General features: G+C 60.6%; 14 protein-coding genes. 1 reads left to right on the top strand and 13 read right to left on the bottom strand.

Translation table 11 applies throughout. From position 1 onward, the window contains the following. Positions 1-333 precede the first annotated feature (333 nt). The 13 genes from Q4E11_RS00070 to Q4E11_RS00010 all read right to left on the bottom strand — a co-directional run bounded on the left by Q4E11_RS00070 (position 334) and on the right by Q4E11_RS00010 (position 13,628). Entirely contained in the window at positions 334-1,332 is a 999-nt protein-coding gene (locus Q4E11_RS00070; protein WP_303162611.1) for a copper transporter, read from the bottom strand. 21 nt (positions 1,333-1,353) lie between these two features. Further along, positions 1,354-2,538, bottom strand: coding sequence for a putative cytokinetic ring protein SteA (steA, locus tag Q4E11_RS00065; protein WP_303162609.1), 1,185 nt, complete (start codon positions 2,536-2,538; stop codon positions 1,354-1,356). Positions 2,539-2,563: 25 nt separating this feature from the next. Beyond that, complete coding sequence (recN, locus tag Q4E11_RS00060; protein WP_303162607.1) at positions 2,564-4,303, bottom strand: DNA repair protein RecN; 1,740 nt, start codon at positions 4,301-4,303, stop codon at positions 2,564-2,566. Positions 4,304-4,335: 32 nt separating this feature from the next. Continuing rightward, positions 4,336-5,301 carry an NAD kinase gene (locus Q4E11_RS00055; RefSeq protein ID WP_303162606.1) on the bottom strand — a complete coding sequence of 322 codons (966 nt, stop codon included), beginning with the start codon at positions 5,299-5,301 and terminating at the stop codon, positions 4,336-4,338. Beyond that, positions 5,294-6,133, bottom strand: a complete 840-nt coding sequence (locus Q4E11_RS00050) for a TlyA family RNA methyltransferase (RefSeq protein WP_303162605.1) — start codon at positions 6,131-6,133, stop codon at positions 5,294-5,296. The genes Q4E11_RS00055 and Q4E11_RS00050 overlap by 8 nt, the downstream gene beginning before the upstream one ends. Positions 6,134-6,138: 5 nt before the next feature. Next, a complete protein-coding gene (locus tag Q4E11_RS00045; protein ID WP_303162604.1) occupies positions 6,139-6,402 on the bottom strand; it encodes a hypothetical protein in 264 nt (87 codons plus the stop codon). A 6-nt stretch (positions 6,403-6,408) separates the two neighbouring features. Then, on the bottom strand, positions 6,409-7,449 hold the full coding sequence (locus tag Q4E11_RS00040) for an HAD-IIA family hydrolase (protein WP_303162603.1): 1,041 nt from the start codon (positions 7,447-7,449) through the stop codon (positions 6,409-6,411). Positions 7,450-7,548: 99 nt separating this feature from the next. Further along, positions 7,549-8,715 (bottom strand): tetratricopeptide repeat protein, encoded by a 1,167-nt coding sequence (locus tag Q4E11_RS00035; protein WP_303162602.1) that lies wholly within the window; start codon positions 8,713-8,715, stop codon positions 7,549-7,551. 105 nt (positions 8,716-8,820) lie between these two features. Beyond that, positions 8,821-9,738, bottom strand: coding sequence for a ribonuclease H (locus Q4E11_RS00030; protein ID WP_303162601.1), 918 nt, complete (start codon positions 9,736-9,738; stop codon positions 8,821-8,823). A gap of 80 nt (positions 9,739-9,818) precedes the next feature. Beyond that, entirely contained in the window at positions 9,819-10,577 is a 759-nt protein-coding gene (locus Q4E11_RS00025; protein WP_303162600.1) for an ABC transporter ATP-binding protein, read from the bottom strand. Beyond that, positions 10,574-11,617, bottom strand: coding sequence for an iron chelate uptake ABC transporter family permease subunit (locus tag Q4E11_RS00020; protein WP_303162599.1), 1,044 nt, complete (start codon positions 11,615-11,617; stop codon positions 10,574-10,576). Before Q4E11_RS00020 ends, Q4E11_RS00025 begins: the two co-directional genes overlap by 4 nt. Then, positions 11,610-12,557 carry an ABC transporter permease gene (locus tag Q4E11_RS00015; RefSeq protein WP_303162598.1) on the bottom strand — a complete coding sequence of 316 codons (948 nt, stop codon included), beginning with the start codon at positions 12,555-12,557 and terminating at the stop codon, positions 11,610-11,612. Before Q4E11_RS00015 ends, Q4E11_RS00020 begins: the two co-directional genes overlap by 8 nt. 63 nt (positions 12,558-12,620) lie before the next feature. Then, positions 12,621-13,628: a siderophore ABC transporter substrate-binding protein gene (locus Q4E11_RS00010; protein ID WP_303162597.1), complete on the bottom strand. Its 1,008-nt coding sequence runs from the start codon at positions 13,626-13,628 to the stop codon at positions 12,621-12,623. A gap of 367 nt (positions 13,629-13,995) precedes the next feature. Between Q4E11_RS00010 and Q4E11_RS00005 the strand changes: the two genes are divergently transcribed. Next, positions 13,996-14,172, top strand: a complete 177-nt coding sequence (locus Q4E11_RS00005; protein ID WP_303162596.1) for a hypothetical protein — start codon at positions 13,996-13,998, stop codon at positions 14,170-14,172. The last annotated feature ends 47 nt before the right edge of the window (positions 14,173-14,219 follow it).

The following is a 14,219-nucleotide window of genomic DNA, read 5'->3' as shown; positions in this document are numbered from 1 at the left end:
CGTTCGCTTTTATAGAAGCTTTGTAATATATTGCCTTTTCGGGACAAATTGACTACGCCGTACAATTACATCTCAATCGACTGCATAGAAGCTCTCTCTCTCCCCCTCCCAGGTTGTGTGTCAACGCCCTCACCTCGGGGCTTTAAAAATAAACAAATGTGGCAGACTTTTAGTTTTAGTCCTGATGGCTGACCAGACTTCAATCTCCTTAAGCCCGCATTTAATATTTTCATCACGATTCCGGGTAGTACAACTAGAAAAGCCACTTATAGTTTTCAAATTGCCCCCCGCCACAGTATTAGGATGATCGAATTAATGTTCCATTATATATAGTTATATATACAGCTGCGTGCCATCCGCGATGACGTTTACAACCTCAACCTGCCCCGCCGAGTCCGAAACTACCCCCACACGCTTGACCGCAGCGGCAGAATCTCCACGCTCCTCAAGCACACCGAACAGCCAATTCTTTGCAGCACCCCCGGTCTGATTAGGCGACGAATCCATAGCATCGTCACCAGCGGCATCATCCCCCTCCGGTGCCCCAGCAACATCAGTCCCCACAACAACATGACCAGCCGCATCCTCACCAGAGCCAAAGCCCTCAGCAAGCGCCACTGCCAGATCCGCAACCAGGCCAGCACCGAATGCCGGGTCCTCACCCTTATCAATCGCAGCCTGCGATACAGTGCCGTGATTACCAACAATTACAATGCGGGCAGCAGGGCGCAGCGTCCCCTCGGCATAGTCAATGAATCCCCCGCCCTTGAGGGCTTCCAACAGCAGCTTTCGGTCAGCAGCGCTGGCCTGCTCTCCCCCATTCTTGTCCAGCTCTAGCACCGGAGCCATCGCCTGGCCAGCCTGGTGGCCCGGCTCGCGACGCTCGGGGTCCAGCTCCACATTGGCGGGCAGAGAAGTCGCGACGGTGTCCTTCAGCTCATCGGCACCGGCAGAGGAGAGGAACTTATCGGTCAGCTTCAGCACACCCGCATCCGGAGCACCGGCAGCGCGCAACGTATCGGAGACACCATCCAGCTGCTTCTCCGTGGCATCGGGAGTGGCGATAACAAGAACGGGCACATCCTTCAGGGTGTCTTTGACGATCTCACCGACGATGGGCTCGATGATGCGGTTGGCTTCATCGGCACGCGCTTGCTGGGCGTCGGCACGTGCAACCGCCGCGTCGCGTTCGGAGGCTGCACCAGTGCCAAAATCAATGCCGGCACCAGCGGGGTTGAGCACATACGCACCCAGCGCGGCACCAGCCGCCACACCGAGGGCAGCGCCCGTCACACCGGCCGTAAACTTTCCGCTCCTGCGCTTCTTCCCCATCGCTCGTACTCCCTAGAAAAATTACTTAAACAGTCCCTGGAACCACAGAGCAATGGAGTTCCAGGTATCAATAAGATTCTCACTGACAGAACCATCACCGGAGGTACCGGCAATAGCGAAGATCACGGCAATCGCCACGAAAATGGCCAGAATCGCCCAGGCCACACCGAAACCACGGCTATTGACCTGGTAGAGGTCGGCGACCATGCGCCCGTCGACAAGCTTCTCGCCGACCTTCAACCGCGACAGTAGCGCAGACGGCAGCCCCGTCTGATCGGTGTCGTGGTAGACGGAGTCAATGTTCTGCGGCGCGCCGACGGAGACAACCATGTCGGCGTTGTGATGCGCGGCGAAGACGAGTGCCAGGTCGGTGGCGGAATCGGACAGCGCCGGGAACGTCATGGCGCCGATGCCGAGGTCCTGGATGCGCTCGAGGCCGACGGCGTGGCCGTCCGGGTCGGCAGGCAGGATGACGCAGCCGGCGCTGCGCAGCGCCTCGGAGTCGATCTTCTCCGGATCACCGATGATGTAATCCGGGTGGTATTTGAGGTCGAACAGCGTGTCGGCACCGGCATCGACACCAATGAGCAGTGGCTCATACTCGCGGATGAAGTTCTTTAGATCCTCGAGAGTCTCGCGATGTCCCTCACCTGGGCTGACCACAACGACCTTGCGGCCGGACAGCGGCTCGGTCTCATCGGGAATGCCCAGGCCATCGATGTAGAGCGGCGATTCCGTCTTGGCGAACTCCACCAAGTTGCCACTCAGCGCCTCCAGGCGGTCGACCATGCTGGTGCGGCCCTCATCAAAGGCATTTTCCAGCTCGGTCTGGTCCACCACGTCGCCATCGGCTACTAGGCGGTCACCGTGGTAGAGCTTGCCGTCGTCAAGTCGTCCTGACTTGCCATCCTTGACCTTGTCAAAGACCTCGTCGCCGACGTTTTGCACCATAACAATGTCCGCGTCGAACATCATCTGCGGCCCGTAGTTCGGGACGAAACCGGTGGTAAACGCGCCGGTGTTCACCACTGCGGCGACCTTGGCGTCAATTAGCTGCTGTGCGAGCGGCAGGGAGATATCCGGGGCGTTGAGCACCACGATATCGCCCTCGCCCATGCGCTTGAGCGTACGCTCCAGACGCGAACCGTCACGCACGGTTCCTGAGATGCCGGGAAGATCTTTTTCGTTCCGAGAGAACAGACTCATGGCACTTAGTCAAACACAACCGCCGTTACTTGGCCGCGAAGGCGCGCCGAGCCTGCGCAAGAAGATCCTGAGCGTGCGCGCGTCCCGAGTCCGAATCATCCAACCCCGCCATCATCCGCGCGAGCTCCTCAATCCGCTGGTCATCGCTAAGACTGGTCACCTTCGACGACACCGCCCCAGAGCGCGCATCCTTGCTGACCACCAAGTGAGTATCCGCAAACGCCGCCACTTGTGGAAGGTGCGTGACGACGATCACCTGGTTATTCGCCGCCAACTGCTTTAGGCGCTTGCCAATTTCCACGGCCGCGCGTCCACCTACACCGGCATCGACCTCATCGAAGACCATCGTGTGCCCGGCCTGTCCTTCGGCAAGGACAACTTCCAGAGCCAGCATGATGCGGGAGAGCTCACCGCCGGATGCGGACGAGGCCAGCGGGCGCGGCTCGGCTCCCTCATGGGCGCGGAGCTTGAATTCAATATTGTCCAGGCCAGCCGGGCCAAAGGTATCGGCCTTGGTGATCTCCACCACCAGCGAGGTGTGCGGCATGGCCAGGCCTTTCAGCTCCTTGGTCACGGCCTGTTCCAGGTGTTTTGCGGCTGCGGCACGCGCCTTGGAGAGCTTGCGTGCGGTGGTGCTGAGCTTTTTCTCCGCGGTTTTGATCTCCGCGGTGAGTTTGTCCAGCGCTTCGCCGGAGACATCCAGCGTAGCCAGCTTGCGTTCCGCCTTATCCCGCCAGGCCAGGACCCCGGCGATGTCCGGGGCGTACTTGCGAGTAAGGTTCTTGATCTCCACCTGGCGCTGCATGAGTTTATCCAGCGACTCAGTTTCCTCCGGCAGGCCGGAGAGAAACGCGCCGAGGCCAGCGGAGATTTCGGAGAGCTGGCTGGTTAAGTCATTGAGCTGGTTAGAGAACTCGGTGAGTTCGTCATCATTGGCGGCGGCAAGTTCGGTCGCGGCGGCGCCGAGGAGTTCGGCGGCACCGCTATTGTCGGCTGCCGCGTCCATGGCTGTGGCATCCACGGCGGCAGCACCATCGATGGCGGCCAGCGCCGCGGCTGCGGCATCGCGCAGACCGTCAAGGTCCTGCATGCGGCGGATTTGCGAGGCCAGCTCCTGGTCCTCATCAGGCTCCGGTGAGACGGTATCGATTTCTTCGATGGCGAAGCTGAGCTGATCGGCGCGCATAGCCAGCTCGCGGCGCTTGGAGGTCTTCTCCTCCAGTTCTTTGACCAGCTCGCGCCAGCGTTTGCGCTGCGTGCGGTAGGTATCCAGAATCGGCGCGATGGTCTTAAAATCCATGCGGTCGATGGCCGCGCGCTGCTGGTCGGCGCTTTGCAGGCGCAGCTGATCATTTTGACCGTGGATAGCGATAATCCTGGTGGAGACATCGGCCAGCGCTGCCGCCGAGGCGCTGCGGCCGCCAACCCACGCCCGTGAGCGTCCCTTTGCAGAGACCTGACGTGCGAGCAGGTACTCGTCGTTCTCATCGCGCTCGCCGCCGAGTTCTGTGACCACCGCATCGATGGTGGCGGACTCATCTGCCGAGAGGTGTTCGGTGGACACGCGGCCTTCCACCAGGGCTTTGTCTGCGCCGGTGCGCACGCGACCGGCATCAGCACGCGCACCACACAGGAGTTTTAAGCTGGTGACCACCATGGTCTTACCCGCACCCGTTTCACCGGTGAGAACGGTCAGACCAGGGCTGAATTCAAGCGTCGCGTCCGGGATAACGCCGAGGTCGCGGATGGAAATCTCAGTGAGCATAGCGCGTGCAATCAGTCCTTCCCTTGATTGGTCTACTCTGCTCCGGCGGGGCCGCGCCACCCGGACGTCGGCAAGCGGAACTTGTGCACCAGACGATCGGCGAACGGCTGATTGTCCAGCCGCACCCAGCGCACCGGCTGCGCGCCGCGCTTAATTTCAATGCGGCTGCCCGCGGGCATCATGATGGGACGGAAACCGTCGAGAACCGCCACCGCGTCGGTGGTTTCGTGGTTGGTCTCAATGGCGATGGTCGAATGCGGCGAGATTACCAGCGGGCGGGAGAACAGCGCGTGGGCGTTGTTGGGAACCACCAGCATGGCATCCAGCTCTGGCCACAGCACCGGCCCACCTGCGGAAAAGGCATAGGCGGTCGAACCGGTTGGTGTCGAGACCAACACACCATCGCAGCCATACGAGCTCACCGGACGCCCATCGACCTCCAGGATTACGTCCAGTACGCCGCGGCGGTTGATATTTTCCAGGCTGACTTCGTTCAGCGCCCAGCCCGAGCCAATCACGCGGCCGGTGGTGTCGCGGACGGTGGCGCGAATGGTCATGCGATCTTCGACTCGCCAGGAGCGCTCGATGACGCGGCTAATCGCCTCGGTCATGGACTCCTGCTCCCACTCGGCCAAAAAGCCCACGTGCCCCATGTTGATACCGAGCACCGGCAGATCCGCCGAGTGCGCGATATCAGCGGCGCGCAGGAAGGTACCGTCACCGCCGAGGACAAGGACAAGTTCGCATCCCGACGCAGCTTGCGGCGAGTGCCAATACCGTGGGTATTTGCCCAGCGTGGGGTGCGCGGCCAGCGCCTCCGGGTTCTTGCCAGCCAGCACGCGGATATTAATGCCCGCAGCTTCCAGCAGCTCCGCGGCCTCGGCTGCCATCTCCAGGTTGGCGCTGCGGCCGGTGTGCGGGACCAGCAGGATCTCGCGTTTTCCGGCCGTGGTCTCCGACGGTTTGCGTGCCTGATTGGTCGGTGACTGATTAGTCATTGTGAGGGCCCTCCTCGACAGCCTTTGCAATGGTCGCAGCCATGGCCTCATCCCCAATATCGCTGGCGCCACCATCCTTGACCAGCCAGAGGAAAAACTCCACGTTGCCGCTCGGCCCCGGCAGCGGGCTGGCGACGGCATCGCGGAAGGACAGCCCCAGTGTGCGGGCGTATTCCGCCACTTCCTGGACGACTTCCTGACGCAGGGCATCGCTTCGGACCACGCCACCGGAGCCCAGGCGCTCCTTGCCTACCTCGAACTGAGGCTTGACCATAGGCAGTAGGTCCGCGCCCTCATCGAGGCAGGACACAATTGCCGGCAGCACCAGCTTTAGAGAGATGAAAGACAAGTCCCCAACCATGACGTCGGCTGTGCCGCCGAGGATCTCCGGAGTCAGCGTGCGGACATTCGTGCGGTCGAGCACCTCCACGCGCGGGTCATCCTGCAGGCGCCAAATCAGCTGGCCATAGCCCACATCGACGGCGTAGACCTTCTCCACATCGCGGCGCAAACACACATCGGTGAAACCACCGGTGGAGGCACCGGCATCGAGGACGCGGCGACCCTTGATGGACAGCCCCTTCGGCTCAAAGGCCTCCAGTGCGCCGAGCAGCTTGTGTGCTCCGCGTGACGCCCAGTTTTCATCTTCTTCCAGGCCAGTGACACGAATAGAGACGTCCCCTGTGACCGCAGTTGCGGGCTTGGATGCGACAAAACCGCCGACCTCTACTCGGCCGGCTTTGATCATCTGCACCGCTGTCTCCCGGGAGCGGGCAATCTTGCGTCGCACCAGCTCAGCATCGAGCCTGCGCTTCGGTGCTTTCTTAGCCACCGCGTTCACTTTCCTTCCCTGCGTGACGGGCCCAGAGCTTCATACAGAATCTCATGAGCCCGCTCAAACTGCGCGACACGCTCCTGCGGAGTCGGCGCAGGTGCGGACAATGCCTCTTCGACCTGGCTGCGCACCATCTCTGGGGTTATCTCCCGCGCGCCCGGCATCGCGGCTGGGCTCGGCTTCGGGCTCGGCTTCGGGCTCGGCGCTTGTGAAGGCTTCTTGCCAGTGTCTGCTCCCGGTTTCGGTCCTGGCGTGATGTCACTCATCAGCTATCACATCCGCCACGCCGCCAGCGCCGCTGCTGCAGCTGGACCTTCCGTGCGCACCTGCGAAATCTCCACCGCGGCCTGCTTGCCCGCATCCGAGTTCCACACCACGTCCACCACGGTCAGAAGTGCTGCCACCGCAGCCTCCTTCGGGTCGGCCAATCGAGGATCATCCACGTTACCGCCAGAAAGAACAATGACACTGCTGTCCGTGTCGTCGTAACGCGCACTAAACCCAGCCTGCGGGCCGGGGCGTGCGGCATCGATCTCGCGATTGAGCGCCCGCATGTCCGCGCCGATGAGGCTCGGGCGAAACTCGGGGGCGGCGGTGACGACATCCATATGCGTGGACACGCCCGTGACCACCATAAACGTGTCAATCTCGGCGGCGTTTCCGCCCGCGATGTCCGTATCCAGGCGGTCACCAATCGCCAGCGGTTTGTTCGAGCCAATGCGCTCGGCGGCCTTGATAAACATCGGCGGCTTCGGCTTACCCGCCGACAGCGGCTCCACGCCGGTGGTTGTCGTAATCGCCGCGGCAATCGCGCCATTGCCCACCTGAAAACCGCGCTCGGACGGCAGCGTCGTATCCAGGTTCGATGCCAGGTAGCGCGCGCCACGCGAAATCGACAGCGCCGCCTCCGACATCTGCTTCCACGTCATCTCACGGTTAAGACCGTGGAACACCGCCGCCGGCTCATCGTCCGCGGAATCGACCACGGTGTAGCCCGCCTCACGAGCCAAATCCTTGAAAGCCTCCGCGCCCAGCACGTAGACGTTCGAGCCCGGCTCAATGATGTCCGCCGCCATCTCAATCGCCGCCTGCGCCGAGGTCATCACGTCCTCCGCCTTGACGTCATAGCCCAGCGAATTGAGCTGATCTGCCACCGTCTGCGGCGCGCGCGAGGCGTTGTTCGTAATAAACACCATCGGCAGCCCCGCCTCAGTCAGCCCCTCAAGCGCATTCGGAATCGCCGCGCCACCTTCATAAATCGTGCCGTCGAGATCCAGCAACGCAGCATCGTATGCCTGAGCGACTGAGGCCATAAGAACTCCTTACGTGTGGGGCTCGGGGTCGCTTTACGACGAACCGAAGGTGCGCAGCCCCGATTGGGTTAGCGGTGACTTAAACTGCCGAGGTAACTGTTACGACAGCTCCTCGATGCGCTCACGAGCATCCAGCAGCTCGTCGACATCAATCTTGGCGCAGCGAGTGAACCAGACCTTAGCCTCGTCCTTGCGGCCCGCCTCCACCAGTGCGTCAGCGTAGGCGTAGAACAAGCGGGAGGCCTCGAAGTCCTCGCGGTCCGGGTTCAGATCCTGGGTCTCCAGCTCAACGAGAGCCTCATCAATCTGGCCCATATCGCGGCGAGCACCGGCTGCGACGATGGCCAGCTCGATCTTGGACTCCTTGTCCAGCTGCTTGGCTTCCTCGGAACGAGCCAGCTCGATGGCCTTCTCCGGGCGGCCGAGGCCGCGCTCACAGTCAGCCATGACAGCGAGCATGCCCGGGCCGCCGGAGATGCGACGTGCGGCACGCAGCTCGGACAGTGCTTCCTTCCACTCACCTGCGTGGTACGCGGTGACACCGGCGGTCTCACGAACAACACCAACGCGACCAGCGCGGTCCTTTGCTGCACGAGCATGCTGCAGCGCGCGCTGCGGGTCTTCTGCCAGCAGCACGGCAGCCATAATCATGTGACGAGCGACCTTGTCAGCATTGTCCTTAGCCAGGCTCTTCAGATCCTGGCGCACGCTCGGGTCGAGCTCGTCAGCGCGAATGTCGTCAGGAATCGGCGGCTCATTCTTGCGGGCCTCCATGCGCTCCTCGCGGAAGCCTGGACGCTGCGGACCAGTGCGGTGTGTGCGCTTTTCATCCTGGAAACGACCACCGCGGTTGGAGCGGCGAGGCTTGCCACCGCGACGGTCAAAGTTGCGGCCACCCTGGCCACCACGTCCGCGGCCGCCCTGGCCGCGACCGCCCTGTCCGCCTGGACCGCGACGATCATTGCGGTCGTTGCGGTCGCCACGCTCGCCGTACTGGCCACGGTCGCCGCGCTCCCCGCGGTCGCCACGCTTAAAGTCGCGATCATCGCGATCATCACGGCGGAAGCCACGAGAGCCCCGCGAATCGCGGTTGCCGCCACGGCCACCACGGCCGCCTTGACCACCGCGCCCCTGGCCGCCGTGGCCTCGACCGCCGCGATTGCCGCCCTTGTAGCCGCCCTCACCACGACCATGGGAACGGTTAGACCCGTGGTTTCCGCGATTTCCTCGGCCTTCGCCGGAACGAGGACCTTCGTGCTCAGCCATGAAGTCGGAGCTCCTTATATGTAATGAATAAAAAGATTTACGCGTTTTCAGGCTACCAGCATCACCAATGCACAGGTGCGCTACCTGAAAGACCAAACTTCCATATTACTGCCACGGCCTACCGACATTCCAACCCACCAACCGAGCTGCATTCTTGGTACCCGAAGCAGGTGCAAAACCGGCAGCCTTCCCAGCTCCCACCGCGCCCGACAGATCCCACACAGCCATGGCAACCCAACCGTCGCCTTCGAACTGCGCAATGGCGGTCGTACCTTCAACGCGGAGCTGGTGCTTCGCCTCCGACAGGCCTTCTGGCACGGGGAGGTCGGTGCCGATGACGTCGTGAAGCAGTGTCTTGAGCGCGCGGTCGCTGCCCTTATCCGCGCGACGAGCTGCACCACGCAGAACGCTCAGCGCCTCGCGGGCGGCGTCCTCAGGTGTGACCGTGGTGTCGGCGGCCAGGTCGAAGAGGCCTTCTTGTTCAAAGAGCGCGGCCTGCGGCTCGGGCTTCGGCTCGGGCTTCGGCGCTGCCTTTACTGGCGACGGTGCAGCACCTTCGCCGTCGAAGCCGGGGCCGGTCGGCACCTCGGTGGACTTCTGGTAAGCGGTAGCGGCGGCGCGGGCGCGCTGGTCAGCGGCCTCATTCATCTCATGGCCGGAGTGTCCCTTGACCCACTTGAGGTTCACCGTGCGGCCGACCATGAGCTGGTCGATGTCCTTCAGGATATCGACGTTGAGAACGGGCTTGCCGTCGCGCTTCTTCCAGCCCTTGCGCTTCCAACCCGGCATCCACTTGGTCACAGAGTTGATCACATACTGCGAATCGCACAGCACATGCAGTGGCTCATCCGGGATGTGTGCCGTGGCGCGCAGGAGCTCTGCCAAGGCGGTGAGCTCACCGCGGTTGTTGGTGCCATCCTTCCACCCACCGGCGGCCCAGCAGCTGTCGTCGATATACCAGCACCACCCTGCAGGTCCCGGATTGTGCAAGGCGGAGCCGTCAACAGCAGCAGTAATAGTCATGAGGCTAGATTCTATCCGCTCTCACGACGCACACAGGAATTGGCCGGTCGCGCGGGAACTGGCTGCCGCGGGACAATTAGTTAGGAGCCGTAGCAGGCCACGGGACCGTGCGGGCCTTGGACAATATCGATCTGAGTGTTGAAGATTGGGCTCAGAATCTCCGAGCGCATCAGCTTCTCTGTCGGGCCGTGCTCCACAATCTTGCCGTCCTTCACCGCACAGATGTAATCAGCGTAGCGAGCCGCAAAATTAATATCGTGCAACACCACCACCATCGTGCGCCCCAACTCGCGCACTGCAGTGCGCAGGTGCGACATGATGTCGACCGAATGAGAAATATCCAGGTTGTTCAGCGGTTCGTCGAGAAGCACGTACTCGGTTTCCTGACAGAGCACCATTGCGACATACGCGCGCTGGCGCTGCCCGCCGGAGAGCTCGTCGAGGTAGCGGCCCTGCAGCTGCTCGAGGTTCAAAAACTCGATGTACTTGGAGATGATGCGCTCATCCTCGGCCGTCAGGCGGCCCTGGCTATACGGGAAGCGGCCAAAGCTGACCAGCTGGCGGACGGTGAGACGCGTGACAAAGTGATTGTCCTGGCGCAGGATCGACAGCACCTTGGCCAAGTCCTTCGACTTGGTGTTGCGGACGTTGTACGGGCCGACGTTGATTTCACCGGAGTCGACGGCCAGGAGACGGCCAATCATGGTCAAGAGTGTGGACTTTCCAGCGCCGTTCGGGCCAATCAGTGCCGTGATGGAGTTGGTCGGAATCTCCAGGTCAACCGGCCCAATGGAGACCTCACTGGTGTAACTCTTGCGCACATTATCGAGGAGAATCATAGCCGTCCCTTCTTCAAAACGACGTAGAGGAAGATCGAACCGCCAACCAGCTCGATGATGATTGACACCACGCCCTGGGCGTAGAAGATGTGGTTGAGAACGAAGTACGCGCCCGCCAAGGTGACGTACCCAATCAGCGCCGCCATCGGCAGCACGTAGCGGTGGTCATAGGTGTCCGCCGCCTGGTAGGCAATGGTCGCCACCAGGAAGCCAAGGAAGGTCATCGGGCCGACCATCGCCGTGGACACCGCCATCAGCACAGCCACCGCAACCAGCACAGTGATGGAGCTGCGCTGATAATTCACGCCGAGGTTGGTAGACACTTCCCGTCCCAGCGACATGACGTTGAGCACCCGTGAGTGCAGCGCGATAACAATCACCGCAATGATCACCAGCGGAATGGCCACCGGGAAGAACTCCGGATCGGCGTTGTTGACCGAGCCAAACAGCCGTGCGGTCAGCAGGTCAAAGTCCGACGGAGTCAGCATGCGCTGCATGAACGTCGACAGCGACGCCAGCCCACCGCCGATGACGATGCCAACTAGCAGCATGGAATGCATATCCGCACCGCGCCCGGTCAGCAGCCAGGTGTACAGCACCAGCGACAAGCCCACCATCAGCGCGAGCTGCAGCGCAAACGCGCCTACCGAGCCCGCCTTCATCAGTCCCGTCGCACCGAAGAAGTACACCGCCGCAGTACTGATCGCCACATAGAGCGCCTCGAAACCCATGATCGACGGCGTGATAATCCGATTGTTCGCAATCGACTGAAAAGCCACCGTCGCAATCGCATGACAGCACGCAACCACGATTATCGCAATCACAGCGTCGAAACGCCGACGCGCGATCAGCCAAAACCCTTCCGTACCGAAGGGCAACGGGTTGTCCCACGCCAACAGGCCTGCGGTGAACACCGCCGCCATCCCCGCCAACGCGGCGAGGATTATCCAGTACCGACGTCGTGCGCGGTCATTGCTAAACGACGTCGTTTGCGGCTCCACCTGCTTCGGCAATGTGTGAGTTGAAGTGTAATCAAGCACGACGACGCTCCACGATCAGATAGACGAAGATAATGGCGCCCAGCACACCGAGAATCACCGACACCGGAATTTCAAACGGCGCGATAATGGTGCGACCAATCAGGTCCGCGGCCGTGACAATGCCAATGCCCACAAGACAAACCCATGGCAGGTTCGAGCGCAGGTCATCGCCACGGAACATTGACACGATGTTCGGAACCACCAGCCCCAGGAATGGCAGATTGCCGACGACGACCGTGACCAGGCCCGTTGCGATGGCAATCAGGCCGGTGCCGAGGAACACGATCCGGTTATAGTTCACTCCGACATTGGTGGCGATGTCCTTGCCCAGACCCGCAACAGTGAGGCGATCACTGAAGACAAAGACAATAGCCACGACGATGACGACCAGCCACAGGAACTCGTATTGGCCCTTGTAAATATCAGCGAAAGAGCCGGTAAACCACACGCTCAGTGACTGCAGCATGTTGGTCTGCAGCGCGAAGAACGTGGAAATGGAGCTCACCACCGCGCCGAGCATGATGCCCACAATCGGCACAATGAGGCTGGACTTCAGGCTGACCCTGCGCAGAAACAGGAAGAACACGGCGGTGCCGATGAACGCGAAAAGAATCGCACCTGCCATCCTTCCCAGCAGCGTGGCCGATGGGAAGAAGTACATCACGAAAATCAGACCCAGACCTGCCCATTCCGTCGTGCCTGTGGTGGTGGGTTCGACGAACTTATTGTGGGTCAGCAGCTGCATGACCAGACCACACATGGCCATCGCCGCACCAGAGAGCACCAGCGCCACTGTGCGTGGCACGCGCGTGGTCAGAAACATCTGCCAGCCATCGTCGGCATTGAGGATGTCGTATTGGCCAACAAACAGCGACGCAGCCACCAGGGCTGCCACAGCGGCAACCCCAATGGCTAGTCGGGCATCCAATAACTTCTGCATCGCTTTTGTGAGGTACTCCTGTGACCAGCCGGTTGAGGCTGGTCCGTGGTTGATTTTTTACGATTAGGCCTGCTCGAATGCGTCGGCAAGCTCGTTGAGAATCTCCGTGTAGGTGATGATGGACTCGTTGGTGTAGGTGTCCTCCGGGGCGTAGTAGATCTTGCCCTCCTTGACGGCCTTCACGTTCTTCAGCGGCGCGGCTTCCTCAACAACGGACTGCGCCGAGCGGTACTCATCGGTGCCCCGCACCGAAGTGCCGGCATCGCGGTCGAGGACCATGATGAAGTCCGGGTTGGCCTTGGCGATGCTCTCTGCAGAGATTTCATCGCCCTGGTGGTCATCGCTGGCCTTGCCGATTTCCAGAGCAGACATCATACCGACCAGGTCAAAGATCGGACCGAAGGTACGGCCAATCGACGGCGCGATGTAGCCCAGCGTGCCTCCCGACGAGTTCAGCGCCATGACCTTCATGTCCGGGTTGTAAGCCTGACGAGCCCGCTCGAGTGCCTTATCAAAGTCCGCAATCAGCTTGTCTGCCTCGGCTTCCTTGCCGAACACAGTGCCCAGCCCCTTGGCGTGGCGCTTGAGCTCTTCATCCAGCGGTTTGCCCTCGCGCGGCTCGAAATCAACAATTGCGGAGTTCGGAGCCATCTTCTTCAAGTCCTCGTAGTACTTGTCAAAGCGCTGGCCAGTGACAATCAGATCCGGGTCGGCTGCTGCCACAATCTCCAGATTGGGCTCGCGGTGATTGCCAATGTCCTGGACCTTCGGGTCATCCTTGTAGCTGGAGATAGTGAACGGGATGATTGGCTTTGGCGCCGCAGTCAGTGGAATTCCCCACTGCTCGAGGATTTCGAAGGAACGGTTGTCCGTTGCCACGACGGTTTCAACCGATGCCGGCACGCTCTGCTCACCGTGGTTATCGGTAACAGTGACAGTTGCCTCGTTGCCTGCGGCTGCAGACTTTTCCACATTGCCGCCGTCGGCAGAACATGCGCCCAGCACGAGTCCGAGGCTAGCTACAGATGCGGCTACGAGATTGCGAATACGGCCGGAGTTAGAACGCACCACTTACAGGCATCCCTTCGGTCAGAGCAGGATTGACCAACACACGTCGCGTGGACGTCGTTACCCAATCACATACTTAGGTAATCATTACCTCGCTAATACTAGGCTAGGTAGCCATATTTAACAAGCAAATCCTTCACAAATTCCCGAAAATTTAGGGCATATTTTGCCTTTAAATTAGCCATAGCTAATTTCTGCAGCATATTAGGGGTTTTAACTACATTTAGGCGGTCCAATTTTGAGCTGTATTAACAAGTAACTACTTGACCTTCGTCGCAACGCTATAGGCTTTGCTTGATTAACAAGCACCTTCCGCGATGCAAGACAAAGAAAGTTGCCGACAACCTGCAACCTACTAGCCTCAGTGATCGTGAATAAACCCAATCAGTGCCACGCCAGCAACGCGTATCTCAACCACAAAAATGGCGTGTACAAGGGATGGCTGCAAATGTCGTGGAACGCCATTGAGGAAAACTACGGTACGTTGGTCAACTTTGTACGAAACGGCAAAGGGCTTTACGACGCTGTGTGTAGCCGTGTGCACTAGCAGCAGCTCATCACATAGTGAATCACTACAACCAACAAAGCTACCAC

It is taken from the genome of Corynebacterium sp., assembly GCF_030532195.1.
Lineage (GTDB): Bacteria > Actinomycetota > Actinomycetes > Mycobacteriales > Mycobacteriaceae > Corynebacterium.
The sequence above is the reverse complement of the archived record's forward strand: the minus strand, read 5'-3'. Positions and strand labels throughout refer to the sequence as shown.

What these genes read in the sequence shown, in the direction of transcription:
- Q4E11_RS00015 (WP_303162598.1), bottom strand. Translation starts at nt 12,557, where the DNA reads ATGCAGAAGTTATTGGATGCCCGACTAGCCATTGGGGTTGCCGCTGTG.
- recN (WP_303162607.1), bottom strand. Translation starts at nt 4,303, where the DNA reads ATGCTCACTGAGATTTCCATCCGCGACCTCGGCGTTATCCCGGACGCG.
- Q4E11_RS00055 (WP_303162606.1), bottom strand. Translation starts at nt 5,301, where the DNA reads ATGACTAATCAGTCACCGACCAATCAGGCACGCAAACCGTCGGAGACC.
- Q4E11_RS00070 (WP_303162611.1), bottom strand. Translation starts at nt 1,332, where the DNA reads ATGGGGAAGAAGCGCAGGAGCGGAAAGTTTACGGCCGGTGTGACGGGC.
- steA (WP_303162609.1), bottom strand. Translation starts at nt 2,538, where the DNA reads ATGAGTCTGTTCTCTCGGAACGAAAAAGATCTTCCCGGCATCTCAGGA.
- Q4E11_RS00025 (WP_303162600.1), bottom strand. Translation starts at nt 10,577, where the DNA reads ATGATTCTCCTCGATAATGTGCGCAAGAGTTACACCAGTGAGGTCTCC.
- Q4E11_RS00035 (WP_303162602.1), bottom strand. Translation starts at nt 8,715, where the DNA reads ATGGCTGAGCACGAAGGTCCTCGTTCCGGCGAAGGCCGAGGAAATCGC.
- Q4E11_RS00030 (WP_303162601.1), bottom strand. Translation starts at nt 9,738, where the DNA reads ATGACTATTACTGCTGCTGTTGACGGCTCCGCCTTGCACAATCCGGGA.
- Q4E11_RS00040 (WP_303162603.1), bottom strand. Translation starts at nt 7,449, where the DNA reads ATGGCCTCAGTCGCTCAGGCATACGATGCTGCGTTGCTGGATCTCGAC.
- Q4E11_RS00045 (WP_303162604.1), bottom strand. Translation starts at nt 6,402, where the DNA reads ATGAGTGACATCACGCCAGGACCGAAACCGGGAGCAGACACTGGCAAG.